The organism is Roseobacter sp. MH60115, assembly GCF_015644665.1.
GTDB lineage: Bacteria > Pseudomonadota > Alphaproteobacteria > Rhodobacterales > Rhodobacteraceae > Roseobacter.
Window position 1 is genome coordinate 375,322 of record NZ_JADOBQ010000003.1, and the last position, 24,782, is coordinate 400,103.

General features: G+C 51.7%; 30 protein-coding genes and 2 pseudogenes. 16 read left to right on the top strand and 16 right to left on the bottom strand.

What is annotated here, in order from left to right; translation table 11 throughout:
- Nucleotides 1-72: 72 nt before the first annotated feature.
- The 4 genes and pseudogenes from ISX84_RS12220 to ISX84_RS12235 all read right to left on the bottom strand — a co-directional run.
- A pseudogene (locus ISX84_RS12220) lies at nt 73-1,125 on the bottom strand (recombinase family protein); the annotation flags it as partial.
- Nucleotides 1,122-1,439, bottom strand: coding sequence for a hypothetical protein (locus tag ISX84_RS12225; protein ID WP_195820643.1), 318 nt, complete (start codon nt 1,437-1,439; stop codon nt 1,122-1,124). The pseudogene ISX84_RS12220 and the gene ISX84_RS12225, both read right to left, overlap by 4 nt.
- A 104-nt stretch (nt 1,440-1,543) precedes the next feature.
- Nucleotides 1,544-1,849, bottom strand: coding sequence for a hypothetical protein (locus ISX84_RS12230; protein WP_195820644.1), 306 nt, complete (start codon nt 1,847-1,849; stop codon nt 1,544-1,546).
- 152 nt (nt 1,850-2,001) lie between these two features.
- Complete coding sequence (locus ISX84_RS12235; protein ID WP_195820645.1) at nt 2,002-2,448, bottom strand: hypothetical protein; 447 nt, start codon at nt 2,446-2,448, stop codon at nt 2,002-2,004.
- Here ISX84_RS12235 and ISX84_RS12240 point away from each other — a divergent pair.
- Nucleotides 2,447-2,746 carry a hypothetical protein gene (locus ISX84_RS12240; RefSeq protein ID WP_195820646.1) on the top strand — a complete coding sequence of 100 codons (300 nt, stop codon included), beginning with the start codon at nt 2,447-2,449 and terminating at the stop codon, nt 2,744-2,746. The genes ISX84_RS12235 and ISX84_RS12240 overlap by 2 nt on opposite strands.
- Nucleotides 2,747-2,766: 20 nt before the next feature.
- On the opposite strand, the gene ISX84_RS12245 is transcribed toward ISX84_RS12240, so the two are convergent.
- The 4 genes from ISX84_RS12245 to ISX84_RS23395 all read right to left on the bottom strand — a co-directional run bounded on the left by ISX84_RS12245 (nt 2,767) and on the right by ISX84_RS23395 (nt 5,228).
- Nucleotides 2,767-4,392: a type IV secretory system conjugative DNA transfer family protein gene (locus ISX84_RS12245; RefSeq protein WP_195820647.1), complete on the bottom strand. Its 1,626-nt coding sequence runs from the start codon at nt 4,390-4,392 to the stop codon at nt 2,767-2,769.
- Nucleotides 4,393-4,396: 4 nt separating this feature from the next.
- A complete protein-coding gene (locus ISX84_RS12250; RefSeq protein WP_195820648.1) occupies nt 4,397-4,570 on the bottom strand; it encodes a hypothetical protein in 174 nt (57 codons plus the stop codon).
- Between the two features lie 4 nt (nt 4,571-4,574).
- Complete coding sequence (locus ISX84_RS12255) at nt 4,575-4,871, bottom strand: hypothetical protein (protein WP_195820649.1); 297 nt, start codon at nt 4,869-4,871, stop codon at nt 4,575-4,577.
- Nucleotides 4,872-5,093: 222 nt separating this feature from the next.
- On the bottom strand, nt 5,094-5,228 hold the full coding sequence (locus ISX84_RS23395) for a hypothetical protein (RefSeq protein ID WP_268247473.1): 135 nt from the start codon (nt 5,226-5,228) through the stop codon (nt 5,094-5,096).
- Nucleotides 5,229-5,277: 49 nt separating this feature from the next.
- On the opposite strand from ISX84_RS23395, the gene ISX84_RS12260 reads away from it, so the two are divergent.
- The 3 genes from ISX84_RS12260 to ISX84_RS12270 all read left to right on the top strand — a co-directional run bounded on the left by ISX84_RS12260 (nt 5,278) and on the right by ISX84_RS12270 (nt 7,170).
- Nucleotides 5,278-6,312: a hypothetical protein gene (locus ISX84_RS12260; RefSeq protein WP_195820650.1), complete on the top strand. Its 1,035-nt coding sequence runs from the start codon at nt 5,278-5,280 to the stop codon at nt 6,310-6,312.
- Nucleotides 6,312-6,701: a hypothetical protein gene (locus tag ISX84_RS12265; RefSeq protein ID WP_195820651.1), complete on the top strand. Its 390-nt coding sequence runs from the start codon at nt 6,312-6,314 to the stop codon at nt 6,699-6,701. The genes ISX84_RS12260 and ISX84_RS12265 overlap by 1 nt, the downstream gene beginning before the upstream one ends.
- Nucleotides 6,702-6,807: 106 nt before the next feature.
- Nucleotides 6,808-7,170, top strand: coding sequence for an ankyrin repeat domain-containing protein (locus tag ISX84_RS12270; RefSeq protein WP_195820652.1), 363 nt, complete (start codon nt 6,808-6,810; stop codon nt 7,168-7,170).
- A 10-nt stretch (nt 7,171-7,180) separates the two neighbouring features.
- Here ISX84_RS12270 and ISX84_RS12275 read toward each other — a convergent pair whose 3' ends face one another.
- The gene (locus tag ISX84_RS12275; protein ID WP_195820653.1) at nt 7,181-7,810 is read right to left on the bottom strand and encodes a tyrosine-type recombinase/integrase; all 630 of its coding nucleotides are present in this window, start codon (nt 7,808-7,810) and stop codon (nt 7,181-7,183) included.
- A 184-nt stretch (nt 7,811-7,994) separates the two neighbouring features.
- On the opposite strand from ISX84_RS12275, the gene ISX84_RS12280 reads away from it, so the two are divergent.
- Entirely contained in the window at nt 7,995-8,345 is a 351-nt protein-coding gene (locus ISX84_RS12280) for a hypothetical protein (RefSeq protein WP_195820654.1), read from the top strand.
- Between the two features lie 621 nt (nt 8,346-8,966).
- Here ISX84_RS12280 and ISX84_RS12285 read toward each other — a convergent pair.
- On the bottom strand, nt 8,967-10,460 hold the full coding sequence (locus ISX84_RS12285; protein ID WP_195820655.1) for a DUF2779 domain-containing protein: 1,494 nt from the start codon (nt 10,458-10,460) through the stop codon (nt 8,967-8,969).
- Between the two features lie 479 nt (nt 10,461-10,939).
- Between ISX84_RS12285 and drt3a the strand changes: the two genes are divergently transcribed.
- From drt3a to ISX84_RS12300, 3 genes and pseudogenes are all read left to right on the top strand, one after another.
- Nucleotides 10,940-12,286 (top strand): antiviral reverse transcriptase Drt3a, encoded by a 1,347-nt coding sequence (drt3a, locus tag ISX84_RS12290; protein WP_195820656.1) that lies wholly within the window; start codon nt 10,940-10,942, stop codon nt 12,284-12,286.
- Nucleotides 12,276-14,408: an antiviral reverse transcriptase Drt3b gene (gene drt3b, locus ISX84_RS12295; protein WP_195820657.1), complete on the top strand. Its 2,133-nt coding sequence runs from the start codon at nt 12,276-12,278 to the stop codon at nt 14,406-14,408. Before drt3a ends, drt3b begins: the two co-directional genes overlap by 11 nt.
- A gap of 335 nt (nt 14,409-14,743) precedes the next feature.
- Nucleotides 14,744-14,980 (top strand): annotated as a pseudogene (locus ISX84_RS12300) (antirestriction protein ArdA); the annotation flags it as partial.
- Here ISX84_RS12300 and ISX84_RS23235 read toward each other — a convergent pair.
- Genes ISX84_RS23235 through ISX84_RS12310 form a run of 3 tightly spaced genes read right to left on the bottom strand, consistent with a single transcriptional unit; the run spans nt 14,885 to nt 16,829 of the window.
- Nucleotides 14,885-16,294 carry a type IV secretory system conjugative DNA transfer family protein gene (locus tag ISX84_RS23235; RefSeq protein ID WP_326838733.1) on the bottom strand — a complete coding sequence of 470 codons (1,410 nt, stop codon included), beginning with the start codon at nt 16,292-16,294 and terminating at the stop codon, nt 14,885-14,887. The pseudogene ISX84_RS12300 and the gene ISX84_RS23235 overlap by 96 nt on opposite strands.
- Nucleotides 16,295-16,349: 55 nt before the next feature.
- Nucleotides 16,350-16,493, bottom strand: coding sequence for a hypothetical protein (locus ISX84_RS12305; protein ID WP_195820658.1), 144 nt, complete (start codon nt 16,491-16,493; stop codon nt 16,350-16,352).
- Nucleotides 16,494-16,529: 36 nt separating this feature from the next.
- On the bottom strand, nt 16,530-16,829 hold the full coding sequence (locus ISX84_RS12310; RefSeq protein WP_195820659.1) for a hypothetical protein: 300 nt from the start codon (nt 16,827-16,829) through the stop codon (nt 16,530-16,532).
- 240 nt (nt 16,830-17,069) lie between these two features.
- Here ISX84_RS12310 and ISX84_RS12315 point away from each other — a divergent pair, with 240 nt between their 5' ends.
- Both ISX84_RS12315 and ISX84_RS12320 read left to right on the top strand, forming a co-directional pair.
- Nucleotides 17,070-17,840: a hypothetical protein gene (locus ISX84_RS12315; protein ID WP_195820660.1), complete on the top strand. Its 771-nt coding sequence runs from the start codon at nt 17,070-17,072 to the stop codon at nt 17,838-17,840.
- A 149-nt stretch (nt 17,841-17,989) separates the two neighbouring features.
- The gene (locus ISX84_RS12320; protein WP_195820661.1) at nt 17,990-18,748 is read left to right on the top strand and encodes a hypothetical protein; all 759 of its coding nucleotides are present in this window, start codon (nt 17,990-17,992) and stop codon (nt 18,746-18,748) included.
- A 5-nt stretch (nt 18,749-18,753) separates the two neighbouring features.
- Here ISX84_RS12320 and ISX84_RS12325 read toward each other — a convergent pair whose 3' ends face one another.
- Nucleotides 18,754-19,098, bottom strand: coding sequence for a hypothetical protein (locus ISX84_RS12325; protein ID WP_195820662.1), 345 nt, complete (start codon nt 19,096-19,098; stop codon nt 18,754-18,756).
- Between the two features lie 12 nt (nt 19,099-19,110).
- Between ISX84_RS12325 and ISX84_RS12330 the strand changes: the two genes are divergently transcribed.
- The 6 genes from ISX84_RS12330 (at nt 19,111) to ISX84_RS12350 (ending at nt 22,835) form a co-directional block, all read left to right on the top strand.
- On the top strand, nt 19,111-19,884 hold the full coding sequence (locus ISX84_RS12330; protein ID WP_229884280.1) for a recombinase family protein: 774 nt from the start codon (nt 19,111-19,113) through the stop codon (nt 19,882-19,884).
- An 84-nt stretch (nt 19,885-19,968) separates the two neighbouring features.
- The gene (locus ISX84_RS12335; protein WP_195820663.1) at nt 19,969-20,808 is read left to right on the top strand and encodes a hypothetical protein; all 840 of its coding nucleotides are present in this window, start codon (nt 19,969-19,971) and stop codon (nt 20,806-20,808) included.
- 339 nt (nt 20,809-21,147) lie between these two features.
- Entirely contained in the window at nt 21,148-21,270 is a 123-nt protein-coding gene (locus ISX84_RS23565) for a recombinase family protein (protein ID WP_195820664.1), read from the top strand.
- A 47-nt stretch (nt 21,271-21,317) separates the two neighbouring features.
- Entirely contained in the window at nt 21,318-21,425 is a 108-nt protein-coding gene (locus ISX84_RS23570) for a hypothetical protein (protein WP_442800625.1), read from the top strand.
- 179 nt (nt 21,426-21,604) lie between these two features.
- A complete protein-coding gene (locus ISX84_RS12345; RefSeq protein ID WP_195820665.1) occupies nt 21,605-22,375 on the top strand; it encodes a hypothetical protein in 771 nt (256 codons plus the stop codon).
- 10 nt (nt 22,376-22,385) lie between these two features.
- On the top strand, nt 22,386-22,835 hold the full coding sequence (locus tag ISX84_RS12350; protein ID WP_195820666.1) for a hypothetical protein: 450 nt from the start codon (nt 22,386-22,388) through the stop codon (nt 22,833-22,835).
- Here the strand turns inward: ISX84_RS12350 and ISX84_RS12355 are convergent.
- On the bottom strand, nt 22,828-23,451 hold the full coding sequence (locus tag ISX84_RS12355; RefSeq protein WP_195820667.1) for a hypothetical protein: 624 nt from the start codon (nt 23,449-23,451) through the stop codon (nt 22,828-22,830). The two genes, ISX84_RS12350 and ISX84_RS12355, sit on opposite strands and share 8 nt — an antisense overlap.
- Before the next feature lie 139 nt (nt 23,452-23,590).
- Complete coding sequence (locus ISX84_RS23240) at nt 23,591-24,169, bottom strand: BP74-related protein (protein ID WP_229884281.1); 579 nt, start codon at nt 24,167-24,169, stop codon at nt 23,591-23,593.
- Nucleotides 24,170-24,782: the final 613 nt, after the last annotated feature.

Here is a 24,782-nt window from a genome sequence, read left to right on the forward strand (position 1 = left end):
TATGTCTTGGAACATCTCTCCTGCCAGCTTTGAGAGCTTCTGGGCTGGTACAAGTCTTTCAAGCACGCGAGCGACAGCTGTTTCTAAATCGTCTCTGCGGATCGACTTCCTCTTCGAGGGACACGCCTTCTGAGCGCACAGGTAGTAAGGGTGCTTCACACCGTTCCGGCTCTTCGACCAACAAGACGTCATCGGCGCTCCGCAGTCCGCGCAACACACAAATCCTCTCAAGGGGAAGTCTTCATTTATGTCCTTGCGTCGCGGGGCCATGGCCTTGCCATCAAGCACGTCCTGAACACGCAGCCAGTCTGCGAGCGAGACAAGCGGCTCGTGGATACCTTCCTGATCTACAATCCCCCACTTCTTGACCGTGATCAGCCCTGTGTAGAGCTTCCGCCGAAGGATATCAGACACAACGGACCAATGCGCTCCGCCATTGGAGCACCGTGAGATATTCGAGTGCTCATCGAGATAGTGCTTCACGTCACCGATTGAGCGGAAGCGCCCGTGGGCCATTCCAGCGAACGCTTCCCTGACAATCGATGCAGCAGGCTCATCAGGCACAAGCATTCTGCCGCGACCTGGCACCTTTTCGTATCTGTAGCCGTAGACAGGTGCAAAAAGATAATAGCCTGCCTGAACACGCGCCTTCATTTTCTGGATAACCTGCCGGCGGTTCTGCTTGCGCTCAAGTTCGCCCTGAGCAGCCATAATGGTTTCAATAAATTCGCCTTCGGGCGTATCTTCAAATTTGAAATTCAAGCACTCGACCTTGGCACCGACTGTGTTCAGTTCCCGCCGCAGTTTGATATGAAATTCGGCGTCCCGCGCAAATCTTTTAAGATCATCAAATATGACTGCGAAGCGTCGATCCGGCTGTGCTTTGAGAAAGGAAAGTAGGGCAACCATGCCGGGTCGCCCCATAAAGTCCCCTCCCCCCGACACGTCATCAGGGAAGACTGCCAGTACGTCGTAACCGTGTTGCTCAGCATACTCGCGGCAGCGCACCTCCTGCGACTGAAGCCCGTGCCCCTCGATGGTTTGTTTAGTTGTTGAAACACGACAATAAATTACTGCCGCGTCAATCTGACCTGCTCTTGACTCAGGAAACTGCTCTGCGCTCATTCCGGCTCCTCCTTGTTTGCGGTGTTGGGGGATGCCACTGTTTCAGGCGCTGTCTCTTCAGGGATGAGGTATCTTAGCACATCATCCATGCCGTGGTCACTTTCACTGGTGAACTTGTCCCCAGCTTTGAGGGAGAACCCGTAGTCCGCAAAGGCGGACATGATCTGCCAAAGCGCCAGCAGGCACTCTTTGCGCTGCGCCTCCGTCAGGTCTTCCCCTTCAAGATACCGACCATACCTTGCGAGCAATCGCTCTTCTAAGCTTGGTGGATCGCCGGAAAGGCTTGTCGTTAAATCCTTGAGATGTTCGGTCATAGGGCAGTCCTTTCTTGAGTGTTGTTTGCGTTCCTCATTCATTTGTTGCGTTCAAAAACGAACGACGCCCCCACAAGGCTGGGAGGCCGTTTTGATCTTTTGCGTTATCTGTGACGGCGCTCTGGGGCTGCTTTTGACGGTTGTGGCTCCGCTTTGCGTTCGACAGCATGTTCTCTGTTCAAACCCCGGATCACAGTATGCGCTTCGCGGGCGAGTTCTGAGACGCGCAACATTTCCCCGGCAGAGAACGAGTTCGTCTCTTTCAGCTTGCCATCACGATCCTCATACACCTTGGCGAGACTCACCGTGTAATAACGGCCCTTATCATTTTCGTTTTGCCAAACGGCAGCCTTCAGGCGTCCGTCGCGCAAGGTTTCAACTGGTTTATTGGGCATAACTTGTCTGTCCATGGAACAACTCCTTTCCTTGGTTGGTCGGTTAGAATGTAGAAAAATCTTTGCTCTTTTGCGGTCGCAAGATCAGCGCGCACGCATGAGAACATAAAGTGAACATATCATAAGTTGAGTTGGAACCTCAAGGTTTTTCTCCTTTTCATAAGGACTTAGCGCCTGTGATGATGCTCCTGCTTGCGAAGTTCCTTGCTCACAGACACACGCAAGTCCGTCCATGAGCGTTCTATCTGGTCAGTGTGGTCATCGCGCATTTGGATCGCTTCGGGCGTTTGCCTGAATGCGACTTGCAGTTTTTCGAGCTGCTTTTGGTACGTATCTTCATTGGTATACCCTAGACCGGGTTCCAGCTTGGGATTGAGATTTAGGTGTCTGTCCACAAAGGCGTTTTGTGCCGCCTCAAACCGGGCATCTAACTTTTTCTCCAACTCGAAGTTGGACTGTAGCTCGTGCTGTTTCGCGGTTCTTGTTGTGGGGTTGCGCAGACGCTCGATGTCAAACCTCAGCCGCTCTACCTCCAAAATTTGTCGTGAGGCCTCGAACTCTGGTACAATCGGTTCTGGATTTTTAGAATTGTCATTAAAGGAGTTATTGGTCATGGAGTTATCCCCCGAACAGAAAATTGCGGTACTGAAGCTGCGTAGCGACCTGCTATTGCTTGGAACGGATTTGGTAGAGAAAGGCGTGGACGCGCCATTTGTTGCGGCGCATATGCTGGATATCTGTCATGAAGTGGCCGCCCTTGGCGGCCCCCTCGGCGACTTCAACCATTCCCTTTGGGTCGCCAAACAAAGCGAGTTGCTGAGCAAGAAATTTCAAGACGACTACAGTGGCAAGATAGATATTGACGCGCTCTGTGAAGGACGCGTGGTGATGCTGGAAGACGCCGTCAATTGAGCATTTTTCGCTATAAACCCTCATGGCTTATACCCCTCAACATATGACCACTGCCCGTCCGCATATTGCGGCAGATGCGCGAAACGCGGATCAACCTCTTCGGTGATGACGGCGCGGCGGCGCTGTCCCCACCTGGTCTGTACCAAGACGCTATCCATAGGCGGGTGATACGGGTCCGGCAGATACTTCCCCGCCAGGGAACGCCGCTTCCAATAGGGCATCCGGTCCACCAGCAGCGGCCCCGGCAAGCCGTCTGCAAAGAGCAGCATTTTTGTCTGAAGCTGGATTCTGATTTCATCAGGCGTCATCAAAGACCGCCCGACCTTACGGCGATGCGTGGCTTCATAGGACTTTTGCTGAAAGGCCAGGCCCACTTCAAACGGATCAGCCCCCATCAGGATCGCGCGCTTCATGGCGTCCCGCTCATGCCGCCCGCGACTTTGCGTCAGCGGATCATCGACCTCCAGTGTTTCGCGCCCGACCATGTCCGAGAGCATGCGGCAGGTTTCCAGATCGCGCGTGCCAAAGAACATCTGTGTTTGGGCATTGGCAAAGATGGTCTGACGTGCGCGCGGACCAAGCGCATCTGCCTGCTTGAAATTCTGAAACACAAACCACGGCCTGATCCCGAAACCGGGGCCGTAGGACGCCAGCGTTTCCACCATCGGATAAGACCCCAGCAAGGCCGTCTCATCGAGAATCCAGTCCTGACCCAGCGCGCCCGGCAGGCGCGCCTTGGTCAGAAACAGCATATTCAGCAGCGCCTTGATGATGGGCGCATGCGTCTCCAGCTTCTCCGCTTCGCAGATGATGTAGAAGTTCGCAAAGCGCTCCGCGCTGCACAGATCATTCTTGATAGAGACGCTGAAGGGCGGCGTCACGGCGCGCATGGCGTTCGGATCGCTGGCAAAGGACATCGCATTCCCCAGTTCGCCGATGATATCCTTCATGCCGCCGCCATGTGGATCGGCATGATAGAGATCAAGCTCTGCGCGCACGCGCTGACACAGAGGATTCTCCGTATCAGCCAGGTCCTCTGCGAGTCGTTTCCACGCTGCGCCGCCTGTACGCACAGCATTGGTCGCCCCATAGAGCGCCGGGAGCGTCACGACGCCGTCCCGTTTGGCGACTGCGTAGCACAGCGCCTCCATAATCGCGCGCCCGCCCGTGGTGAAGTACTTGTCTTTCCCGCTGGCACTATCGGGGATCAAGCCAAGGCAGACAGTCTTGGTATCCGACTCCAGGGTGCGCGATTGCCACCTCATCCCTTCAAACGGATTGACCCGGTCTTCGGGGACGTCCGGTCGGCCATCCAGGTTCCAGCAATAGACGGCCTTGTCATCGGCCGCCTGGTTTTTGGTGATGTGATACAGATCGCCCTTGGTATTGAGCACAACCTGCGTGCGCCCCGATTGCACACCTGTCATCAGGTTCGGTGTGACTAGCTCCGATCCTTTGCCTGCGCGGCTGGGGGCGACAATTAACATCGCCCCCGGATGGTCCCCATAGAGCGGGCGACCACCCCGCAGCCCCAAAAAGCAGGACGTGGCGGTCTGCCTGTACATCTTCATTCGGATGGCATCCGCTTCCGTTGCAAAGCGTGCAGAGCCCTGCTCAAAGCGCGCGTTCCAATCATCTTGGGACATCCGTTTACCCTCCTGCAAATACAGACAGGCAGGCGAAGGCCGCAGCGCCCAGCACCCCGCAGATCACGGGCCAGTTGAGAACGCGGATGGTCTCTGCGGTCTCTTCAACAATGCGGTGTGTGATGACCCGTTCATCCTTGCAGAAAACAGTATCGAGACATTTATGAAATCGTTCCATGGGATCAGTCCTTGTTGCTGAAGAAGCGCATAACCAGGGCGAGACCGCCTGCCGCAATCAAGGCGGACAGCAGCGCGCGGATCGTGCTGAAGATCAGGAAAGCCAGAACAGCCATCCAGCAGAGCGAGACGAAGGCGAAAAACCCTTCATCGCGCGAATAGACGCTGGCAAAGCTGAGGATCCAGGTCTCCGTCGCCCTGAACAGCCAGGGAAAGTTGATGTAGGTGATGATCAGCGACACAAGCCACGTGATCGTGCCTGCCGATTCCATCAGCGGGCTTTTATTCGAGGGATGAGACATATCCAGTCCCTTTCATTGAGATGTGAACAGACAAGCCGGACCCATGCCCTGAACGCAAAAGCGCAGGACCGACTGACGGGCGAAAAGCCCTATGGTGTGAAAAGACGCGCTAGAGGTGCGTCAGGACGTGCCGCCCATCATCAGGCATCAGCCTGCAATAGAGGCAGCGCCGGTGCTGATCCGGCAGACACATCGGGCAAGGTTGGCAGTGGCGGGCCGCCATTATTTCTTGCTGCCATGCGCAAAGCCCGCGCCAAAGGTCTGCTTTGCGGTGTTCGACCAGCCCGTCATCTTCGGCATCGCGCCACCGCTCTGCGCCCAGTTCCGGCCCGCATTGAAGGTGCTTGTTTTAGACATTGTGGTTCTCCTCTTGGTTGATCGCCGCCGCATCTGTTAGAAACGGGACATGTCTGGAGAAAACGTCATTTCTTTCGAAGCATTTGCGGAAAATCACCGCAAATTGAAGAGCGCAACGACGCAGCAACCACGCCAACAGGCTTTTTCAAGCGAATGGAAGAGAGTCAGTTTAGAAATCTTAATTATCTATCAAGAGGTTGAGCGAAAAAAGCGAGGCCGCTCAAAGTTCAAATGGATGGCTACACGAGACGCCATAATGGCCGACTACGATGACGCCAGTGGCAACAAGATACTGGCCCGTGACAGCGGTCTATCCTATAGCCAATTATACGACTGGTACCGTCACGGTTCTATACCAGATACAGCATTCCGCTTTGTTGATCGCTTTGTTCGGTCTTTGGCGATGACCGAGGAATATGAGCATATCTACCCAATCGCTAAGCGCGCACGTGATGAAAAACACGCGAACGCTCTTTCTGAAATTTATCAGACAAGACAACTGAATGCGGAAGTGGCAGACTACATTTTTCAGGTTTCTGGGGAGTATTTATTCACCGACGATATTCTAGACGCTTTTTATGATAGCATTATTTTCAGATTTGATTTTGTTATATCAGGCGTAATAAAGCTCACAATTGCATATTGCCGGTTTGATGTAAAAAGGGAGTCACCACAAACGTATGACGATACAATTTTCTACGAAGGATATATGTTTGTCATACCGTTTTCGACACTTTCAGATAGGAAACTGGAAGCCTACGAACTCGAAGGCTGGAACTGCTGGATAAAACTTATTCGGCCCCGAAATAGAGGGTCGTGGCAAAATGGATGCGCCGATGGGCTTATAAGTTATAGCGTTCTGGATCGTAAAATGGATACATCTGTTCTAGACATTAGAATCGATTTTCCAAACAATATCTTAGCACCGAGAAGCCCTGCCGATTGCGTCGATGAACGATTTATCAGTGGTATAAAAAATGGCAAAACGACTAGAGTTACCACTCCAAACCTCCAAAGAGGCAAGGAACTATCTGTTTCTTTTGACAAAATTTTTGATTTGGCCTATTTTGGATACTTGTTTTAATGAGTAATCCAGAGGTATATCTGCAGCCAAGAAGACGAGATCCAAACTTATTTCGAGCCGCATTGAACGACGATGTTGGAGAAATGCTGGATGCTCTAAGTCAAGGACAGTCTTTATCAACTCAAGATGACGAGCGGCTTAATTTTACGCCGGTTCACATTGCTGCCGAACGTTCGAGTAATAAATTTTTAGCTGCCGCTGCTCAGCATCCGTCTTTTGACCCATGGGTAAAGGACGCCAATGATCGAGTTCCATGGGACCATGCGCGCGCCTTCAATAACGTCAAAGGTATGAAATTACTGCACGATTCTATGTACAATGATCTGAAGCCGGACCCAAGCAGGTTGGACTATTCTGATAATGAGCCTAGCGATTTTTATCCGGGCTAAAGCTCCACCTGCATAAACATCGCTATTACTACCTACCATTTCGGGGGGCCGCATTCACTATTACCATTAATTTTGAGTGCCACTGAAGAGCTATTCGTAAAAATGCTTGAAGGATCTTATCATTTTGACTAAATTGGCAATAATGAAAGAAGAAAAATCCGAAAAGGAGCCGCCGGATATTTTTCACGCTGCAAGAAATGGTGATATTGTAGAGTTAAATGCTGCAATAGAAAGCGGCCAATCACTTTCCGACGTAGATGAGCTTGAAAAAACTCCTTTACACTTGGCTGCAGAGTATGGCCATGAGGAATTTGTTATAAGCGTTTTGGCGCGTGATAAATCCCAAGTACACCAGTTGGATCATTACGGATGCCGTCCATATGATTATTCTGAAGGACGTAGCGACGAAAGAGCCATGCAGGCGCTGACGCTGGCTATGTATCCTCCCGAAAGTACTATCGAGAGATAGGCAAGTACTCTCACAACTCCACCTGCATAAACAGGGAGGCGACTTCATCGGACTGGATGCAGAGGTATTCGAGGGTCTGCTGCTGCCTGGAATGGCCATATGCTTCCATCAGAAGGGGCAACACCAGATGCGGCGGGGTCTGCGTATTGCCGCGCAGCTGGTGAAACCCCCATGTCTTGCGCAGGGTATGAGAGCCGTAATTGCCCTGAAGTCCCACTTCCCGGCACCACCCCTTCACCATGTTGATAAACGGCGACACCGTCAGCGCTCTGCGCGTGCGCTGCGACAGGAACAGGGGCGCGTCCGGGTCGCCCGCCTTGGGATGTTCCGCCAGCCAGCCCTGCACCGATTGCACCGCCGTGTGGTTCAGCGTCGTCATACGGTAACGCCCGTTCTTGGATTGCTTCAATGCAAGGGCGTCTCCGGCGGATAGATGCGCCACTTGCCCGACCGAAATCGAAAGCAGCTCATTCGCCCGGTAGGCTGTGTTAATCCCCAGCGTGAACAAACACAGATCACGCGGACGATGTGCCAACAGCGCTTTAATCGCACGAATGTCAGCCACATCGCGCAGCGGCTCCACCTTCGTCGTTGAGCCCGCTTTGGGATGATTGGGATTCCTGAGTCCTGTCAAAGGCATAGCCCAGATCACCACGCCCAAATCATCAAGTCAACTTCTATCCATAAGTTGACATAAGCCGATAAGTGCCACGTCGTCAATAATTTACAGCGCAGGACGGTAGAACTGTGAGGAGCCAATGCCGCTCTCAGCATGCCTTACACGAGATATCCCAACTTCTGGATAAGAGTTAAGGAGTTGTAACATGTTGGATATTCGCGCTTTGTTGGTCGGTGCCTCAGTGGCTGTTTGCTATGTCGTGTTGGTGCCAATGTGGATCGACTCCGCTGGACAAAGCGCTATGGACAACTTTGCAGCGATGATGGCAACTGCGCCAGAAGGGCTGGACGGCGACGATCTGACTAATTGGTTGGCGGTACAGGAACATGATCACCGATGGTCGCCTCTTCTGACCATCCTTCTCTTTCCCGTTGTCCTCGTAACATCTTCTGCAACACAGGGAAACGTACCGTTCTTTGCCGTCCTTGCGCAGAGCATATTGTGGGGAGCACTGGGCTACTGGTTGATGCGCAAAATAAAACCCAAAGGCACGTAGCACCCAGGAACAGTTTCCCCGATTTAACGACGCCCGCAAGCGGAAGGCGACGTCATATTCGGTTTTGATCGGCAGCTCGATTCACGGCCTACTTCTCATGTGTGGCATAGGCCTGACCGCTTCTCTCATGATTCAATAGATCATCATTCCACGGCGGATGAAAAATCTTACAGGATCATCTCAAAACGAGCCTCAATCCAAGCAAAGCAGATCGATCCACTGACCCCGTTTGAACCAGTATTGACGCACTAAACCAAATCCAATTTCCACCAGATTTCCCACTTAGCGACGAACGCAAGATGTGTGCTGTAGTACAAAATCTACGATTTTTTACTTTGCACATCTTGGCAAGGGGACCCGCTGCGCGCCCCCGTTGCATCCCCCCGGCCTTTGGCTGGTCTCCGGGCATCAAACCCATCATCCAGCCAGAGAGCGCAATCGCCGCTCAACCACGAGCAAGGAGACTTCGCTCTCCCTGCACCCATCGACTTGGCGGGCGTTCCTGCCCCCAAGACCCCAGACCAACCTTCCGTAGATTGGATACCGCCATATCATGGAGACGATTTCATCGGGACCAACCTTTCGCCGGTTGGAGCGCGTGTGTTTTCTAGCGCTGTTTTACTATTGGTGATGTGCCTGTGACATCGCCTGCAAAGCTCCGTGAATGGCCACCATCGCCCAAGTATCGCGCGTGCAATACTCGACCAGATCAGCATAGACTTTCTCACGTTCCGGGGCCTGCGGATTGGTCAACGTGACCTCTTTCCAAAGCCGGGCTGCGCTTGCGCCTTCACGGATATCGAGGTCATCGTATGAGAGCTCCGGCAGCAAGGCGGGCAGGACGGCCTTGATCGATGCGCTTCCCTTGAACGCGGGATCGGTAATGGTCTCATCATAAAACGGGTTCATGAGATCGATCACGCGGTCATTGAGCCCTTGCAGGAATGCGGCATGCTCCGGGAAAGCCTCAGCCATCTCGTTATTGCGGGTCTTTTCGAAAGCTTGATACCAAACAAGCACCGAACCCGTCTCTCCGACGTCTTCTCGTAGCCTTTCGAGAAGCGCTGGCATCGGGTTGCTGTCATTGCGATGAAGGTACTCCAGGTGCTCGACTTCGCCACTTGGTTCCCGACGGATATGCAGTGAATACTGAAAAGGTACTTGCTGATAGGGGCGCGTCCCATCCCATGGTGGAAGCAGGCTTTGAGAGGTCTCGTAATCGAAGTAGTAGACCGGATAGGTGATCTCGCTGAGAAAGCTATCCAATGCTTTCTGGTCCACGGTTCTCAATCCGTGGCTGCGCGCATTCAGATATCTTCTCGTTGACTTGCTCAGCACAGACGGATCGGCAATCGCATCGTTTGTGCTAATACCTGCCCCGATCAGTTCTGTGGCTTTTTCCGCGTTCATGAACGGAAGCCTGTGGATGCTGTCTTCGGCGAGAGGTGGATCGAGCTTCTCACGTATTTCCAGCCATTCGCTGTAGGACTTGAGGCGAGCACGTTCCGGAGCCGGATCGGGCATGTTAGGGCTCGCTGCTACATCCAGTGCCTGATCGATCCGTGCTCGTGTGCTCTCGATCTGGGCGGCGACCTCTTCAGTGATATCTGTGATTGCCACCAATTCTCGCGGATCGATCTCGCCAGCTCTGACGTAGTCACGATTGACGCGTGCCACCTCACAGCGGGTAATCGGGAATTCGGCGGCCTCTAGGACAACGCGCTGGAAGGCAAGGTCGAAATAGTGCTCAGGCTTGACCGAGGTGCCACTCTTGATCTCAGTCAGGACGAAGGCGTCGCCATCGCGACTGACGATGTCTGAGATGCATGTGAGGGGGCCACCTTCGTAGCGCCCTTGCGCCACGCAGGTAGCGCCATTTTGCCAAGTGTTCGAAGTTAGCGCTGTTAGCGTCTGGTAGCTTGCAAAGTCAGAAAAGCCGAGCCGGACAAGCTCAGGGAACAGCGCCTCAGCATAGGGCTCGAAAGCGTGCCCCTCATCAAACCGAGCCTGCAGCCCCGCATCGACCGGCGGTAGAAGGTGTTTGGCATGCTTTTTCAGCCAGAGCCACGCAGGATGCCTTAGGAACAACATGTAGTCGGATTTTGATAAACTCATACAACATTTATCCTAAATTGCGCCTTGTAAGTAAATGTCGAAAGTTCCTTAGGTTCTGAACAGGCTGCCCAAAATCGATTTACCTAGGAACTAGTCGCGCTGAATAACGGCTTCCCCTAGCCCGCAACGCAATTCTCACATGCCATACAGCCTACACGATAGTTGTATGACTCCTGTGGAAAACTCCAAATCTTGTGCAACTCGGGATGCACAGCACAACCCGAACTGCTAAACTCGCAATATAGAGTAGGAGTTCGAGTACGTGAATGCGGCAACAATCAAAAAAGCCCTTTCGGCGCTCTACGCGAGTCCTTTGACAATCAGGGCTAGCTTAGACATTACCTTAGGTCCGCGCGAATGGTTCCTAGTTCAATCAGCTATGGATGGTATCCAAGACGGCAGTATTTCTGAGTCTGCTTGCTACTTGAGAGAAGACTGTTTGACGTCTCGAAAAGAAAGAGCTCGGAGACATACCAGCCATGCTTGATCAGTCATTTTCAGCAGAAAACTTCAGAAAAATCTTCGATATCGAGAATCGAAAAGGCAACTACCTCGAAGGTGAATTCTTCCCAGAAATTGAAGGTAAGAGCCATGAAATTCAATCATGCATTGGTAAACTTCGTACGCTCAGAAGTGAAAAGGACAATCATACTCCTGAAGACTATGAGGCGCTACGCGTTGACCTTTCGGTGAAACTGGAAGCTCTACGAAAAGAACGCGAGGAGATGCTCCAAGCGAAGCTTGAAGAGGTAAGCACGAACGTATGCGCAAAGGACTTTTCATTTGGAATTCAGGAAATTGATATCGGCAAACCAAAGAAGGTGTTTGTGGCCGAACGAAGCGCTGAGACACAATTCGCGCTAAAGCAAATTCAGTACAACATAAGACGTCTTTATAAGGTTAAACAGTCCAATAGGCATGAAATCATCTGCCAGCTGCGAGAATTGCTGGCGGATGCGATGCCAAAGTACATTGTTCGCACGGACATATCATCATTTTATGAGAGCATTCCGAGAAACATCCTTCTAAGAAAATTACGCAATGACCCACTGCTGACTCTACAATCAAAGAAGATCATTCGAAGAATTCTTTATGAATACAGCCAAATTACCGGACTTGACGAAGGGCTGCCACGTGGCATCGGTATAAGCGCATATTTGGCAGAGCTGTATATGCGCGACATCGACACTAGTATCCGCAACCATCCCGGTGTCTTGTATTACGCACGATATGTGGACGACATAGTCATCATTTTTTGCCCACCACCGAATGTGGGAACAAGACTTTTTAGACAACTAGTGGCGCGCTCGTTTCGAAGCATGGGGCTAAAACGAAACCGAACAAAGACTCAAATTCTAAGTGTGGCATCCAAGGCGTCTTACCAACTGACATACCTGGGCTATAAATTCGAGGTTGGGCCAAAGACTGTTGACCTTAGAATGTCTCCTGAAAAACTTGCACGTTACAAGAAGCGGTTGGATTTAACCTTCAATGCTTACTACCAAAATGCAAAAAAATCTGAGCTAAATTCCCGCCGACTACTAGAGAAAAGATTACGGTTTCTGACTGGCAATACAAGGTTAGTGAATAACAAGAAGAATGTGGTATCAGGAATATTCTTTTCGAACCCTCTGTTGAGCGCAATGCGGGACCTGGATGCTCTAGATTCATATCTTAAATCTAAAATTGCAGCACTACCCTCTGGACGCCTAAAGAGCCGCTTGCAGCTAATGTCGTTCAAGTATGGATTTGAGACAAAGCAGTATCACAAGTTCTCGGCGCAAAACTTATTTGAAATCGTGGGGGTCTGGAAAAATGTCTCCTAGAAAGCTACGTCTCTCTTACAAGAAGGAGCGCAGCCTCTTATCGGATGTGCTCCCTTATGAGATTCCTGTCTCATTTTCCAATCGCCATTTCTATTCATTTATACTCCGCCACCGAATTCAGAAAAATGGAGATACAGAAGTAATATGGCTTAAGAGCTCCGCAGCACTTGATCGAATCATTCATTTGCTATTCTGCCTTCCCGATAATCCACACCGGCTTTCTGACGTAAAACGATGGGTTGGCGAACAGGAGTTAGATTTCAGGAGATATCAGCTGGACGACAGAAAAATACCCTCGACCAACCGACACCCTAAGCCGAAAGATTTCCTAACTCCATTTCGTTATAAGATCAATCATAAAGAAACAGAGTTCCGAGAGCTTTGCGTGCCACACCCGCGCAGTCAACTGCATGTCTCGGAATTTTATGATCGATGCAAGGAGACGATTCTCTACTACACCTCGCTAAGTCCATTCTCGATACGCGCACCTTCAAAAGTGGCAAAATTCACTTTTCACAACGACAAGCTTCACAAGGAGAAGCTGTCCTTGGAGGCGACTCGGATTGAAACTTTAGGTAATGAATATGAAAGTCTTCGTTCTTTCTTTGTATACAGAGAATACAGCAATATCTACAAGTTTTACGAATCCTACCGATATCACCGATGTGAAAAGAAATACAATAATCTCACCAAGCTAGACGTCTCCAAGTGTTTCGATAGTATCTACACGCACTCGATTGGCTGGGCGACCATTGGGAAGGATGCCCAAAAGGAGGCCTTGGGCGAAAGCAATGGATCTTTCCCAGATCGTTTCGATAGATTGATGCAGCGAATGAATATGGGTGAAACCAACGGGATCATCATCGGCCCGGAGTTCTCCCGAATCTTCGCTGAGATTATTCTTCAGGCCATCGACCGTGAGGTCGAACACACACTCCGGAACAGTGGCTCCCGGCTAGAGCATCAGGTGGACTATGAGGTGTTTCGGTATGTTGATGACTACTTTGTGTTCTATAACCGCGATGAGGATAGGGTACGCATTGTCGACGAGCTCCAGCACGCTTTGCGGCGGTACAAGCTATCTCTAAATGCAGCAAAAGCTGTAGTGTATGAAAAACCTATCATAACTGAAATCACGATGGCTAAGCAGCAGATTGCCCAACTGCTGGAAAAGAGAATAAACTTCAACCTTGACGAGATCGTTGATGAAAATGGTGAAGTGCTGGAGACCAAGGGGAGTGTTTTCGTCAACTCGAATGCATTGATTACGTCATTCAAGACAATCATCAAAACGTGTGAGGTAGAATACAAGGACATGCTTAATTACACCCTTTCGATTGTCGAGAGGAAGAGTCAAGGTCTTGTTGATGACTATATGAAAGTAAGTCCGGACAATCGTTCACCTAGGCAGATGGTGAATGCCATCACGAGTGTTATTGAGTTTGTATTTTTTATATACGCAGTGTCGCCGAGAGTTAATACTACCATTCGGCTTTGTAGGATACTGGAAGTATTTAATGCATTCTTTCGCCGCAGAGAACTCGACCGCACACAAGAACAGATTGTTCACAAACTTGTCTATGACAATACTTGCTTCATCATCAAGAAGAACAAATCTTCGGAACATATACAAGTCGAGACTCTATACTTGCTTATCGCTTTATCCGCATTGGGCCGTGATTATTGGCTGGAGCAAGGGGTATTAGCGGACTATCTGGGCATCGAATTACCGTCTCATGGAAGTAAACAAAGTTTGAACAACTCACTGAGTTATTTTTCGATTACCGTATCGCTCTTTTATATGCGCGATAAGGTTCGGTACAATGTACTTCGCGAGCATGTTGTAGATACGGCGATCAAGCGTATTCGTGATCGTTCAGAGACATGTCACAAGGATGCAGAGCTCGTTTTGTTGTTGTTTGACCTGATTTCCTGCCCATACATACCCACTGTTAAGAAAGCAGAAGCGCTTAAGGTCTTTGGGGTGTCTGATCCAGCACTTGCCTCAGATATCATCGGATACTCCGACGATGCTTCGAAGTCCCAGCGTTGGTTTACAAACTGGTTAGAGTTCGACTTCGCAAAGGAGCTGGACGCCAAGAGGAGTCAAGAGGTATACTAGTTACACGCGCTTCGTCAGACAGTTAATGGCTGTATGCAGCTACACACACATGCGCGGCGGAGAGGCTGAATTCAAAACGGTCTTTTGGCAAAAAGGGTGGTCTTGGCGTGCCACCCCTATTCCATCCCTTGCGTTGACAAGGCTTAGGGCTTCGCCCTCAGCGCACTGCAGGCAAAACAGATCGAACAGATTATGATCGTTGTCGGCTCCCCCTGAAGGTTGCCTCCAACAACGACAGAATCTTTCGCCGATTTTCCCTTCCGCTTGCACACCCACTGTTCGCCACGAGGCAGGGGTTGCAGGAGCAACCCCATACCCTACGGAAGGAGAAGAAAATGAAACAATCACAAGGAGATATCAGAATATACGTTGCCTGTCTGGCAGCATACAGTAATGGCATTCTGCATGGGCGCTGGATCGATGCGGAGCGAGACGCTTTCGACATCTATGCAGACATCCGCGAGATGCTTGCAGCCTCACCAGTAGAAAATGCGGAAGAGTGGGCAATCCATGACCATCAAGGGTTCGAAGGGGCGGACGTGTCGGAATACATGGGCATCGAAGAGGTCGCAGAGCTGGCGGCCTTCATCGCAGAACATGGTGAGATCTTGTCCGTTAAACAGCGTGCCGTGCATCACTTCGCGTTTCGCACGTGCCGCACGTTCCTGGGTCAGGCCATCGTCCAGCGCAATTGTTTGCTGACCAAGCTTGCGACTGAGGTGCTGGGCGGTCTCCAGATCGGAGATGCCGCCGCCGAGATAAATCTCGACATCGGCGCTGGCCGAGAGTGTCATTGCGCCTGTCTCGCCCAAGTTGCGCTTGATCTGGCCAATATCCTGGTAGACGCAAAACGGGCTAAGACCAAAACCCCGGCCAATGGCGTAAAACTCCGCAATCTCGGGAAAGCGCCCAAGTTGTGCGGCTTCATCAATCACGAGGTTGATGGTCGGAGCATGGGGTTTGCGCTGCTTCAGCGTGCGCACGGTGGAAAAGCACTGCCTGATCAGCACGGCGTTCTGCGCGATTAACTCGGCAGGCATCATCAGGAAGACAAAAACCGGGCGGTCGCTGTCTTCGGTCAGCACATCCAGTGTGAAATCCGCACCCGCATTGCTGGTGAACGTGTTTTGCAGATTGGCGTCATTCATGAAAGCGAGCGCGTTCGCGATCTCGCTCAGCACGGAATCATAGGTCTTACGGCTGTCTTCGGCCATTTCGATCATTTCGGTGTAAGTCACGTGCAGATCAGGCTCGCCCATTCCGGCCATGGCGTCCGCCATCTGTTCCCACGCCTCAGGCGCAGCACGGATCATGCAGACCAGATCATAAAGGCTTTGCGGCGAGACGCTGCCATCGGCATGCACCAGCCCCCGCAGCAGCGGATCAACCCAGTTTTGCGCCTTCTGTTCAAAGAACCGCGCATCGCCGCCCCCGCTTTCTGGCAGGAAGGTGCGGGCCGTGCGCCGTGCATCAGCCACCAGCGTGTTTGACGAGGATTTCAGATGGCTTAGTAGCGAGAGGGAATGGCTGGGCAGGTCGTGCAAGTCGTAGGGATTGATGTAATAGGCATGCGCGCGGCTATGAACGAGGCTCGGTCCCATCACCGCTGCCATCTCGCCCTTGGGATCAAGGATCAGGTAACGCGGCGGCTCACCCTTGCGGCCTGATTTGCGACCCGTAGCGCCCATGATGTGGGCAAGCTTGGTCGTGAACTTGCCGCAGCCCGCACCGCCGATCAGCAATGCCCCGGCTTGTGCGGAATGCGAAAGCATCCGGCCTTGATGAAAGCCAATCGGCACGCCGCCTTTTTTGCGAAATGCGCGGCGCACTTCAAAGGGATCGGCAAACCGGGCCGAGCCATGCGGGTGTTCCTGGTAATGGGTCATTGCGGTTCCTGCAAAGTGGGAGGGGTGGATCGGCCCCACTTGGGGGCCGCCCCGGTCAGGTGAAAATCGCGATCAGAAAGATGATCCCGAGCGCGATGACGGCAGCGCCTTGCAGGACTTCTTTCACGTGATCGAAGAAGGTCTTCTCGATACGCGTGCGGTGGATTTCACCGACTTTTTCACGGACTTTTCTGGGCATGGTTCTCTCCTTTTTTTGCTCAGATTTGGATTGAATTCAGGCGTAGCGCAGCGCAAGCGCCGTCACGCCACTGGTGAGCGCCACAAAGATCGTGACGCGGGCTGAGAAAAACACCGCCGGATACATGAGGATGAGCCACGCGATATCCAGCATTTCCAGCATGTCGCGGCCATAGGACCGCGAGGCGGCACTCAGGAATAAATCCCGCGTCCAGTCGTAAAGCAGCGGCGCGAGGATCATGGCCGCGATGAGGGCAAAGATATTGGCCATCGCATCCGTGGATGCCTGCATCATCGACTTGGACGGCCCCTGCCGGGGATCGTTTGGATAGTTCATTGCCTTCCTTTCAACTATGCGCCGGGCGCACTTGTCCTGTCGCTGAAAACGGCTGTTTTCAGCGTGGCTTGATTTGGTCTTCGATCTTGGTTCGTTGTCGGCAGCAGAAGCTGTGGCCGATGTCAGATGATGTATTTCCCCGTACGCTCTTTAAAAGATGACCGAGATTGCCATCTCTAAAGCTAGAGAAGTTTGCTGTACCAAATTGAAGTAAGCCACTGTAAGTACGGATATATTTTTATGGCCAGAACCATCTATGTTTCGAAGAACCGCTTTGTTCGTAGATCAAAAATGAGCGAATCCCAGTTCGTCACGCTCTTGTTTTTGTTCCTCGAAGGGTTATCAGCAAAAGACGCACGGCACCGGTTTTCTTCCTATCTCAAATCTCATGATGCTTTAGTTCCAAGCGTAAAAACCATTGCACGCCTGTTCACCCGTGTCGGTCGCTACACCTTCCACAAAGTCGTCGAACCACAGCTCTGGATGACAGACGCCGCTATATGCCAATCCCATCTGGACGACGGTCAGGACGCCTACCAGAAGTTTCTGGATCAAACCGCGCAGAACCTCATCCTAAACGCCAGAGAACAGATGTCGTTGGAAATGTTCCATACACTCGCAGACAGCAAGCATGTTGGTTCTCCTTCCGATATGCTGAATATGGAAATTCGCGCCTTGCTTGTTGCGCGAAAGGGGGTCACCGACATTCGCGCTGATGTCGGACTGGCCTGTTACCGCGCGGAAGCGCCTGGAGGTCTACCTAGGAGACGGGTCGATAAGGAGCACATCGATAAAATGGCAACTGGACTGCTTCAGGACATGATTACAGACCCATTGGACAATGACGGTAACGTGCATAGCTACATTCGCACCGAACCTTACCGGTTCCCATACGCGAACTTTGGATATCCTGATTGGGACCAAATGCACAAAAAGGGTTTTTCCATCAAGGCATGGAACAAACGCCATGCGCAAAAAGCACCTATGAAACAGAAAAAACCAGGAAAATAGTGGATGCTCTTGGCTATCAGACTGCTGCTCAGGCCTTGAGTGGGTAGGAATTGGCATCGGTCTCATATGGGTGCGTTCCAGCTTAAACCTTCACTGCGTGGGCACACCTGTTAACGACATTTTAACGGAAAATATATATAATATACAATGTGATACGAGATATTGATCTAGAAACGTTTAGCCTGAAAGCGCAATTTGCCAAACACGCGCAGGATTTTGACGACCTCCAGAACGAGATGGCCGGACGTGATGTCGGGCGGATCGAACGGTTCCTGAACGCTGACATCCGCGAAGACAAGATCAACGGCAAACGCGGCACCCGCAAGGAAGCAGGACTGACCAATCTGCAAATCCTGATGATGAACAACCCGGCCTATGCCGCGCTGTTCGAGGAAACCGTTCAGGTTCTAAGCGACGCTCAGCGCAGGTTGGATGACTTGCTCCGGCGCGTTCAAGCCGAGGTCAAGCACGCCAATGCTGCGCTTGATGACAAGCTGGATCGTGCGGCGAGGCTACCGGATGGAACCAAGGTGTTCAAAGATCAAAACGGCGATATCCGCACAGAGGACGGCACATTGGTGGCCCCGGAACTTGCAGCCACAATCCTCTGGCGCGGCGATGAACCAACACTTGAAGCGATCAATGCGGACAAGGATCGGCTCAATCGCCTGAGTGATTTGGCCGATGATGTGCGAGCTGGCCAGGCCGAGATCGGTGGCATGCAATCCGGCATGGCGGATGAAACCGAGCCGCCAAGCGCCGATGACTTGAACGGTTTCAAGAAACGCGCCGAGGAAATCACCCAAGGCACCGAACAACGATTTGAACAGGAAATGACGCGTTCAGCGCCAACGGTCGCTAAGACCAGCGTGGAAGCTACGTCTGACTTGGTCGTGCCAAAACTCTAACCAGATCAGAAATCCCCGCATTCCTTCTCAATCACGGCCAGGATGACGGCTTGAGGGTGAAAGTCCGGCAATCCGCGCATCACTTCCAGAATTCTGGCGGATCGCTGCGGTTGGCTGGCATCGCCGCCGCCAAACCATGCATCAATGCATTCCGCAATATGGCCATGCTCACCCGTTTGCGTTGCGACAATCCCGATCATGGTGACAGAGGCCTGAAAGTGACCGTCCTGCTTGTCTGCGCTCCATTCCAGTACATCCGCACCGGTGAACCCATCGGCAAAAGATTGCTGTGGACAGATCAGGCAGACCGTCAGAAACGCTTTGCCGGATGCCTTTAATGCGTTGATCATAAACGAAGGTTTTTGATCACCCGCACTTTAACAGGAGGAAATATGGGCGTATACACGGAAAGCCGCGATTTGCGGCGCATCGCATCGGCAAAACGGGTCAAATCGGTGCCACAGCGGTCTTGCTCAGAAAGGTTCGTTTTTGAGCAGCGCAGGAGGCAACCACTCATGCATGTTTGGCCCAGTATCGATGCGCCGGGGCGGCGGATCGGCTACGCGCGCGTGTCCACCAAGGACCAGAAACTGCGCATGCAGCGCGACGGGCTGAATGACGTGGCTTGTGAAAAGATATTCGAAGATCACGGCGTCTCCGGCAGCAAGGCCAGCCGCCAAGGGCTTGATGCCATGCTCAAGGAACTGCGCGAAGGCGATACGGTCGTGGTGTTCAAGCTGGACCGTCTAGGGCGCTCAGTCCTGCACCTGTCCGACCTGCTGGTGCGGTTCCGCAACCAAGGCATCCACTTTTGCTCCTTAAGCGAGGGCATCAACACGACCACCCCCGGCGGCAAACTGGTCTACCACCTGTTCAGCGCCTTCGCCGAATTCCAGCGCGACATCATCGCCGAGAACACCATCGCCGGATTGGAAGCGGCAAGGAAGCGTGGCACGCGACTGGGCAGACCGCCTGTGCTGGATATTGAGACGGTTTTGCTTGCGCATCAGCATATCAACCAAATGGGCCTGTCAGTTTCAGAGGCAGCGCGCAGGATCGGTGCAGATCGCTCAACCTTGGGCCGATGGCTTGGGATGTTAAGAGCTAAGCAAGGTGACTCGACACCCGGGATGTGATAACGGTTGACATGGAGTGCATTTGCTTCGTCAGGTTGACCATCATACCCAATTTCACGCCCTAGCGATTCTGGAGTATTATTTTTGAAGCATTTTCTGTCGTGCCTCTTAATTCTTTCGGCCAGTTTGTTTCTGCGTCCACACGTCGCCATGGCGTCACCGGAATTGCGAAAGGCAGCGAATGTTATGGTGATGGCGGAAGCCCTATTGGCCGAGACTTCATTGCTCAGTGAGCGGTTTGGCGAAAACATAGAGGAACTTGTATGGTCCGCATCATTCTCGGAGCGTCAGTGGGTGGTGAACATCAGTAGCGTTGTTAACGGGCAAGAAGCTAACATGACGATGACTGGTTATGCTTGGGGTGATGACGACGAAACCATAGCGATTAATTACTCCGGTTTGGGCAGGGTAGGCGCCGAACCCGTTCTGATGCACGGACAAGCTGTTTGGCTTTACGATCCCGAAGCGCAGGACTATCAATCCATGGATTTTCATCATGTCACGCGAATTGGTGAAAACTCTATTTGGGGATGGGTGCTTGGAGCTGAAATCATAGTTGGCAGCCTTGGGGGAAGTGCGCTCGCGGTTGGAACTTCTGCAGCAGCAACGGGCGGTTTGGCATTGGGGGCCGCTCCATGGATAGCTGCGGGAGGCGCCGCAAAAGGTGCGGCAGGTCTTGTGACTTTCAGCGCTGCTGCGAGTGTATTGCTAGAAGCTGACGAGGCTCCAGAGCCACCTCCAACTCCGACGCGCCCATCTCTCCCAAGGAGCAACGAGGAACTTTTGCCAGAACGCGGAAACATCATTGTCGCACTGTCAGGCGACGGTCAGCTAACGGGTAGCGCAAGTGACGGAACTCATTTCTTGAATGGCTCATACAACTGGAACGAAGGCTCTGCTAACGGATCCATCTCATCACAGTAATGTGTTGCAATGTTACAGTATTTGCTTTAAGCATATGTTTATGAAAGAAATTTTTAATAGTGAATCTTTTCGAAAGGTGAGTTGTATCGGCGCGCTGGCTCTTGGCGGGCTTGGAATACTAAGTGGCATCTTCCTTGCAGCGCATGGAAATCCCGCTGCTCTAGGGATACTTCCTAGTGCGTCAATGTTTGGATTGGGTTGTGCTGGTATGGCAGGGTTGAGCAAGCATAGCGTTTGATGATCCTCTTGCTTCTATTGGATTGATATTATTGGCCCATAGCGCAAAATGCGAGAAGTGCCCTTTTGGAGCGATAATGCAGTAGGCAAGTTTTGGACGCCATGCTTAATCATCTGCGCGAAGGCGACACGGTAGTGGTATTCAAGCTCGACCGTTTGGGCCGCTCGGTTCTGCACCTCTCGGATTTACTAGTACGGTTCAGTAATGAAGGCATCCAATTTTAAGCTTGAGCGAGGGCACCACCACCCCAGCCAGCAAGCTGATCTATCACGTGTTCAGCGCCTTCGCCGAATTCCAACGCGACATCATCACCAAAAACACCATCGCGGAACTAGAGACAGTAAGAGGCTCGGCAGGCCGTCCGTGTTGGACTTTGTGACGGTGTTGGCTGCGCACCAGTGTATCGATCCGACGGGTATTCTTGTCTCCGAAGCAGCGCGCAAAATAGGTGCAGATCGTTCAACTTTGTATCGCAACCTGTTTAGGTTGATCGGGGGTGCTGATTTTTCAACCAAAGTATGATATTCGATTGCTGTGAACGTCGTGGGGGCGAAGTTTATGAAAGTCGGATATCCAAAACTGCGTCAATTTCGAACAGCATTCTCGTGCCTTGCCATCGCCACCATGTTTTGCACCGCTCCGGTTGAAGCATCCCTATTGGGTTGGTTGGGGGTCAGGGAAGCTGGAAAGGACAGTGCTGACACTGTTGCGGCAGCAATTGACCGGGCAACGAAAGCCCTCGAACGACTGAGTCGGGAGTTCGGGACAGATGTCGAAGGCTATATTGCCGACATCGACAGAATTTCCGCTGCACGGCTTGGCGAATTTCAACAGGGCGTGGCCGAGAACATTGATTCAGTGGGCGAAATTGCAAGTCAGACAATTAGAGAGATAGCAAGAATCGAACAACAGGCATTCTATGATGCGCGTCAGTTGATCTGGGACGCTGAATGTTTAATTCCGGTCTTCGCAGAACAGGTGAAGGAAGTACTCGGAGACGCTTTAAACATTATCTCGGACTCACAAGCCGAATTGAAGATTCCGATCATAGGGAGAGCCAAGGTAGTTGTTCAGAAAGTTAGCATCGCCTCGCCGGATATAGCTTACGAAGAAATCAAGAAAGGGTACATCGACGCCCTTTCACAAATTGACGACAGCGAACCTGTCATCCGGCTGATAGCGGCCTATGGGAATATCGCGCGTATCGCGCGAAAAACATCATGTCACTATCGTGGGGGTGTCCTCGCAGAGTACTACTTGGCTGAAGTTGCTTATTTTGAGGACTTGTCGCACCCGTGGGCGCAAGTCACAGGCCTAAGATCATATTGAGGAGAAATCAATGAAACGGCTCATTATTGTATTTGCCTTATTCCTGTGGCCGACGGTTTCCCAGTCGCAGGTTCTGGAATGCACCACAGTTGTTGATTGTGCGCAGGCTTCGGTTACCGCTGCGTCTGAAGCGAAATCTGCCGTTGCTGAATTGGCGGCGAAAGTTGATCAAGAACTAACGGCGCTTCGGCAAGAAAATGAAAACCTCAGGGTGGCTTTGGAAACATCCATATCAACAAATGTTGGTGCCTTAAAGGCTATTCCCGCGCGTTCTTACGTCGGATACACGCCTCACCGAGGTGGCGGCAGCAATGCGATGTCAATGGCATCGCAATGCCCGAACGGACAAGTGATGGTGGGTATAGAAATGATTATTGGCGGGACGTGTCGAGGGCAATGCAACGCTGATGGTGGAGCATTTCACAAGTATCGTATTATATGCTCGCCGCGCTTTAATTGAAAATTCCCAGCAGAAACCGAAGCGCTGCTCCTGAAGACACTACGACAAGAGCCACCAAAATGATTGGCTGGATCATAGGAAACCATGTCACCGTATTTTCTAGCGATGCCGTGTTCGGAGTTATCGTCTCGCCAATGCGGTAGGCATCGTTCCAGTACGGCCCGAACATAAGTAGTTCCCAATCAACCATGTGCCAAGCCGAGACAACCGTTGATCTATCAGCAAGGTTAACTACATCCGCGCTCATGACTTTTCGAAGAAAGTGCATCAGTGAGACAATGGGGATTAGAATGAAAATTAGCAGAAAAAAGGCCTGATAGGACTTTCCTGCCTTTGAATCTGTGTCCAGTCCTTCGAGCCAGACAAGGGGCATTCTATTTTGCCACTTTCTTGAGTGCGACCCTTTGGCAAACTGAAGACCAACTCGCGCCAGTATGAAAAGAAGGACTGAGCATATTGGAATAGCAATCAAAGCTCCAATGACTGGGCGCTCGTCTAATATCTTCACATTGAGAATTGCATTCGCACCCTGACTCGATAACCAAGTATTCACGCTGTAAAAAACCAGAATTGTCCCAAACAGCGTCCACAGCTTTTGTAGGTGTTGTTGTGTCATGGAGGTCCTCTCGTTTATTCGCACGCAGGTAAGTCGACACTGGAAGGCTACTCGCAAAGGTCTTCCCGAAGCTGGCCAGAACTACCCAAGCAAAGGATTCTTAGTCTTCAAAATTCACTTCATCACGGCGTCTAGAATATCAACTCGTTTCCAAGCGTTCTATGAGTTCGGGAACCGACAATTCGGATCTTAACTCCGATGACCACGGACACCAGTGATTTCCGGGTAAAAAAGCCCCGCCAACATCTGCAAGATTTTCTTCCACATAGTCGCTGGCAGAGTCACACACTTCGATTGCAAACTCAAAAAAATCTACTGAAGTCGGGTCAAGGTGGTAGCTCCAACCAGGATTATAGCTTGCCGTCGAAGGTACAATTGTACCCTGCACATGCACACTTTTCGTCTCTTCGCCAGATAAAATTCTCCGCGCGGTTCGGATTTGGCTTTCGCTGACGAGCTTGACTACAAAAGGCTTTTTTGCGACGTCTATCATTTCGAAGTACACAGGACCAACCAAGTTATACTGATGAGGTCTTTCTGCGTGAATTCCAGCGTATAGATCGGTAGCGACTATGAAGCCACCCGCCTCGCCGTTGACGAAATCGAGCTTCCAACGTACGTAGTCTGTTGTCAGTGCTGACTTGGCCTTCGCAATAGCGTTGTTTAGTGCTTCCGTAAGGTCATTGCTGGCCGAATGGCCGATAAAATGGTCGGTCATGAAGTTGCTCCCAAGATGTAAATGCAGTCAAATCATAACACATTGTTGAAACATTGAAGCGACCGGCTCCAGAAACAGCCCATCGGTGTCACTGCAGGAAAGCTCCCTGGCGCAGCTTACCCAGGTCGTTGGGTCAAAAGTCTGAAAAAGGATATGCGCTGGTTGGACAATAGCGTTGAACGCGAGATTTGCCCTTTTTGAGCGATAGCGCAGAAGGCAAGATGTTGGTGGTAGTACCACCAATCTTGGCAAGGGAACCCGCTGCGCGTTCCCGTTGCATCCCTCCGGCGCTGGTTCTTCCAAGGCATTGAGCCTAATCCAGAACCATATGGGAGACTTCGCTCTCCCAAACCCATCGATCCTTCCAGGAAGATCAAAGGGGCTACCGCACCCCCTTGAAACCCACTCGTCAGACTTGGAGAATTCCCTCTCCACCGACACCGAACCATGCATAAACGGCTGCCCGTTCAATCACCAATCAGGGGAGCGTTCCTGCTACCCCCAATACCTCCATGAGGACTTCATCCAGACCACTTCATGGAGACGATTTCAGCGCGACCAGTAAGGGAGCGTTTGATAGCTGCCCTTGCCTTGGAACCACCCCACCTGACCA

Coding starts and splice junctions, on each gene's coding strand:
- ISX84_RS12265 (WP_195820651.1), top strand. CDS start 6,312: ATGAGTAATCCAGAGGTATATCTGCAGCCAAGAAGACGAGATCCAAAC.
- ISX84_RS12235 (WP_195820645.1), bottom strand. CDS start 2,448: ATGACCAATAACTCCTTTAATGACAATTCTAAAAATCCAGAACCGATT.
- ISX84_RS12305 (WP_195820658.1), bottom strand. CDS start 16,493: ATGCCCAGAAAAGTCCGTGAAAAAGTCGGTGAAATCCACCGCACGCGT.
- ISX84_RS12230 (WP_195820644.1), bottom strand. CDS start 1,849: ATGGACAGACAAGTTATGCCCAATAAACCAGTTGAAACCTTGCGCGAC.
- ISX84_RS12280 (WP_195820654.1), top strand. CDS start 7,995: ATGTTGGATATTCGCGCTTTGTTGGTCGGTGCCTCAGTGGCTGTTTGC.
- ISX84_RS12315 (WP_195820660.1), top strand. CDS start 17,070: ATGGCCAGAACCATCTATGTTTCGAAGAACCGCTTTGTTCGTAGATCA.
- ISX84_RS12240 (WP_195820646.1), top strand. CDS start 2,447: ATGGAGTTATCCCCCGAACAGAAAATTGCGGTACTGAAGCTGCGTAGC.
- ISX84_RS12260 (WP_195820650.1), top strand. CDS start 5,278: ATGTCTGGAGAAAACGTCATTTCTTTCGAAGCATTTGCGGAAAATCAC.
- ISX84_RS23240 (WP_229884281.1), bottom strand. CDS start 24,169: ATGACCGACCATTTTATCGGCCATTCGGCCAGCAATGACCTTACGGAA.
- drt3a (WP_195820656.1), top strand. CDS start 10,940: ATGCTTGATCAGTCATTTTCAGCAGAAAACTTCAGAAAAATCTTCGAT.
- ISX84_RS12275 (WP_195820653.1), bottom strand. CDS start 7,810: ATGCCTTTGACAGGACTCAGGAATCCCAATCATCCCAAAGCGGGCTCA.
- ISX84_RS12245 (WP_195820647.1), bottom strand. CDS start 4,392: ATGTCCCAAGATGATTGGAACGCGCGCTTTGAGCAGGGCTCTGCACGC.
- ISX84_RS12285 (WP_195820655.1), bottom strand. CDS start 10,460: ATGAGTTTATCAAAATCCGACTACATGTTGTTCCTAAGGCATCCTGCG.
- ISX84_RS23565 (WP_195820664.1), top strand. CDS start 21,148: ATGCTTAATCATCTGCGCGAAGGCGACACGGTAGTGGTATTCAAGCTC.
- ISX84_RS23235 (WP_326838733.1), bottom strand. CDS start 16,294: ATGACCCATTACCAGGAACACCCGCATGGCTCGGCCCGGTTTGCCGAT.
- drt3b (WP_195820657.1), top strand. CDS start 12,276: ATGTCTCCTAGAAAGCTACGTCTCTCTTACAAGAAGGAGCGCAGCCTC.
- ISX84_RS12310 (WP_195820659.1), bottom strand. CDS start 16,829: ATGAACTATCCAAACGATCCCCGGCAGGGGCCGTCCAAGTCGATGATG.
- ISX84_RS23395 (WP_268247473.1), bottom strand. CDS start 5,228: ATGTCTAAAACAAGCACCTTCAATGCGGGCCGGAACTGGGCGCAGAGC.
- ISX84_RS12225 (WP_195820643.1), bottom strand. CDS start 1,439: ATGACCGAACATCTCAAGGATTTAACGACAAGCCTTTCCGGCGATCCA.
- ISX84_RS12325 (WP_195820662.1), bottom strand. CDS start 19,098: ATGATCAACGCATTAAAGGCATCCGGCAAAGCGTTTCTGACGGTCTGC.
- ISX84_RS12345 (WP_195820665.1), top strand. CDS start 21,605: ATGAAAGTCGGATATCCAAAACTGCGTCAATTTCGAACAGCATTCTCG.
- ISX84_RS12350 (WP_195820666.1), top strand. CDS start 22,386: ATGAAACGGCTCATTATTGTATTTGCCTTATTCCTGTGGCCGACGGTT.
- ISX84_RS12250 (WP_195820648.1), bottom strand. CDS start 4,570: ATGGAACGATTTCATAAATGTCTCGATACTGTTTTCTGCAAGGATGAA.
- ISX84_RS12355 (WP_195820667.1), bottom strand. CDS start 23,451: ATGACACAACAACACCTACAAAAGCTGTGGACGCTGTTTGGGACAATT.
- ISX84_RS12255 (WP_195820649.1), bottom strand. CDS start 4,871: ATGTCTCATCCCTCGAATAAAAGCCCGCTGATGGAATCGGCAGGCACG.